Origin of the sequence: Emticicia sp., from assembly GCF_049241225.1 — a bacterium.
In the GTDB taxonomy this organism is placed as follows: domain Bacteria; phylum Bacteroidota; class Bacteroidia; order Cytophagales; family Spirosomataceae; genus Emticicia.
In genome coordinates this window covers 1-3,013 of the sequence record NZ_JBMLRC010000118.1, presented here as the reverse complement: position 1 = coordinate 3,013, position 3,013 = coordinate 1, and the positions used below count along the sequence as shown (strand labels likewise).

At 38.1% G+C, this 3,013-nt stretch carries 3 protein-coding genes and 1 pseudogene; 1 reads left to right on the top strand and 3 read right to left on the bottom strand.

The features are described 5' to 3' along the window. Nucleotides 1–1,181, bottom strand: a 1,181-nt coding sequence (locus tag ACOVO2_RS07230; RefSeq protein ID WP_421769327.1) for an RsmB/NOP family class I SAM-dependent RNA methyltransferase, incomplete at its 3' end; no start/stop codon positions are given. 124 nt (nucleotides 1,182–1,305) lie between these two features. On the opposite strand from ACOVO2_RS07230, the gene blaOXA reads away from it, so the two are divergent. Beyond that, complete coding sequence (gene blaOXA / locus ACOVO2_RS07225) at nucleotides 1,306–2,094, top strand: class D beta-lactamase (protein ID WP_421769326.1); 789 nt, start codon at nucleotides 1,306–1,308, stop codon at nucleotides 2,092–2,094. Between the two features lies 1 nt (nucleotide 2,095). Here blaOXA and ACOVO2_RS07220 read toward each other — a convergent pair whose 3' ends face one another. Then, nucleotides 2,096–2,677, bottom strand: a complete 582-nt coding sequence (locus tag ACOVO2_RS07220) for an NUMOD4 domain-containing protein (protein ID WP_421769325.1) — start codon at nucleotides 2,675–2,677, stop codon at nucleotides 2,096–2,098. Between the two features lie 120 nt (nucleotides 2,678–2,797). Next, a pseudogene (locus ACOVO2_RS07215) lies at nucleotides 2,798–3,013 on the bottom strand (MBL fold metallo-hydrolase); the annotation flags it as partial.

Here is a 3,013-nt window from a genome sequence, read left to right as displayed (position 1 = left end):
TAAAAACCATCGAAACCATCTTTGGCTGGTGAAGTGCGTTTTTCTTCAATTAATTGATATTCAGAATTTTGTGCAATGAATTTCTGTACTTGTTCTTCGCTTTCTGAGGGCAAAATACTGCATGTGGCGTAAACCATTTTACCGCCGTGTTTGAGCATTTTTGAGTAATTTGTAATGATTTCGGCTTGGGTTTGCTTGATTTTCTCCAAGAAATCTTTCTTCAATTTCCATTTAGCATCGGGGTTTCTTCTCAAAACACCTAAACCCGAACACGGTACATCAAGCAAGAGGCGGTCGGCACTTTCTTTTAATCTTTTGATGGTTTTCGCTTCAATCAATTTGGTTTCTACATTGCCGATTCCGTTGCGTTTGGCTCGGCGTTGTAGTTCGGTAAGTTTATAATCTTCCACGTCCATTGCTATTACTCGACCTTTGTTTTCCATCAGCGTTGCCAAATGAAGCGTTTTTCCGCCCGCACCGGCACAGGCATCAATCACTCGCATACCTGCTTGCACATCAAGGTATTCGGCAATTAGCTGACTTCCAGCGTCTTGTACTTCAAATAAGCCTTTCTTGAAAAGTTCGGTCGAGAAAACATTGGCTCGTTTGGGCAGCACTAACGCATCTTGTACGTTCGGCAATGTTTCGGTTTCGATACCAATTTCTCTAAACGATTTTTTCAGGTCTAATTTATTGGTTTTCAGTGTGTTGGTTCGTAAAACTACGGGAGCTTGGAAATTCATGGCGTGAAGTTCGGCTTCCCAGTTTTCGCCCAGTTCTTGTTCGCCAATGGCATCTATCCAATCGGGTACTGATTCTCTGACTTTTCTGATGCCTTTTGCTTCTTCGTTTCGGGCTAAAACTTCTTTGGCATTTATGGTCTTAAACTCCGTCCATTCGGGTAATTTATCGCCTTGAATAACTCGCCAAGCGGCAAAAATCTGCCAAAATAAGGCTTCTTCTTCCACTCTTACACAATTAATATTTGCCACAAATTTCAGCAAACGCCACCAACGCACAATTTCGTAGGTGTTTTCGGCAATAAAAGCTCGGTCTCGGCTGCCCCACTTTTTATTTGACTTCAAAACTTGCTCAATGACCTTATCGGCCTGACGATTTTCGTTGAAAATCTGTTGTAGAGCAAAAACTATGGCTTCGACTAAAACTCGGTGATATTTCATAAAAAAACTCTTAAAATTTAAAGCAAAATTTCATCAGAAGAATCTCTGTTCGTCGGAAAATCTCTCGGTTTTGCTATCTATATTTGTAAACATTTCATCAAAATTAACCTTCTTTCTGCAAGCAATGAAAAAAATCTTTTTTGCCAGCCTTTTTATTTGTTCAGTTTTTAGAATTTCTGCCCAAAAAGTGGTTGATTTTAGTCAGTATTTTAAAGAATATGACCTCGAAGGTGGATTTTTTCTGTATAACTACAAAACAAAAAGCTATCAAGTAAGCGATAAGTCAGATTTTGTACGAGCAACTTCGCCCGCTTCCACTTTTAAGATTCCGAACTCGTTGATTGCCTTGGAAGTCGGGGCGATTAAAGATGAAAATGAAATAATTAGATGGGATGGTGAAAAACGTTGGCTACCCGTTTGGGACAAAGACCATGACCTAACCGAAGCTTACAAAAACTCAACGGTTTGGTTTTATCAGGAATTGGCTCGAAGAATTGGCGAAAAGAATTATGATAAATATTTGAAAGCTTGTAATTACGGAAACAAAGATATTAGTAGCGGACTGACGCAATTTTGGTTAGGAAAAAGCTTGAAGATTTCGCCCAAAAATCAAATAGAGTTTTTGAGAAAACTTTATGAAGAAAAACTGCCTTTTTCGAAACGCACTTTTGAAATCACGAAGCGTGTGATGGTTCGTGAAAAAACTAATGAATATACACTGAGAGCTAAAACAGGAATGGCAACTATTGATAAGATAGATATTGGCTGGTTTGTGGGCTATGTAGAAAAGAAAGATAATGTCTATTTTTTTGCTCTGCGAATGCAGAAACCTGAAAATAAGCAAATGCCCGAATTTGCTTCAAGACGCATCGAAATCACGACAAAAATCTTGAAACAAATGGGCATTCTGTAATCTATTCATCAATTTTTACATAACCCCAGTTTTCGCCCGAACGAATGCGGTTGAGTTGTGTATGCGTGATTCCGAACTGCTTAGCAATCATTTTTAGGCGAGTGCTGTCGTGCAGAAGCATTTTTTTTATCATCTTGACCTTGCTTTCGGTCAGCTTATAATTCTTTGTTCGCTTCGGAATCGGCTTATTAATAACCGCAGGGTTTAATTTATTATGAGCCACCATTTCGTCTTTCGTAACCCATTTGAGGTTTTCGTAATGATTGCTCTGTTTATCAAAATCCAGATGAATCACAAATTTATGGTCGGGGCTACTCTTTGGCACGAAGGTTTCGGCTACGAGCTTATGCACATAGCGATTAAACGACTTGCCTTTTGGTAATCGGATATTTAAAGATTTATAACCTTGAATCACCGAGCCTTTTATTATTTCACCTTTTTCGTTATTCTGAAAACTTCTTAATCTACCAAAATTTGATACTTCATAACGGGGTGGATTTGCTACCCCTTCAATATCAATTACAATCGGAGTCCATTTTTCTGCCCAAAGAATTGCTTTCTCACTATTCATACCATTGCTCATAACGGTTCATGATTTAATTGAAAAAAACGACATTGTTCTTATCTACAATCAGCATAACTCTTTGTTCAGAAAAAATGTTTATTGGTCTATAAATATTTGTAAATCAGTTAATTATAGCTTTTACACTCCGCCCAACTCTTCGTAAGCTGCTTGCAAACTACGCTGAATACCATCACCTTTCATTTCTGTAACTCCAGGTATTGCTGTTGTTTTCAAAAACTCTTCTTTTGTTTTTCCTGCTTTTATTTCTTTTTCGGTATATACGAGAAGTTTAGAAAGATAGTCTTGAAAAACTTTGATGTCTTCTTTCGAGCCAGTGATTTTCTCGGGGTCGAA

Excerpts from the sequence above, each read along its gene's own strand:
- blaOXA (WP_421769326.1), top strand. The coding sequence starts at position 1,306 with ATGAAAAAAATCTTTTTTGCCAGCCTTTTTATTTGTTCAGTTTTTAGA.
- ACOVO2_RS07220 (WP_421769325.1), bottom strand. The coding sequence starts at position 2,677 with ATGAGCAATGGTATGAATAGTGAGAAAGCAATTCTTTGGGCAGAAAAA.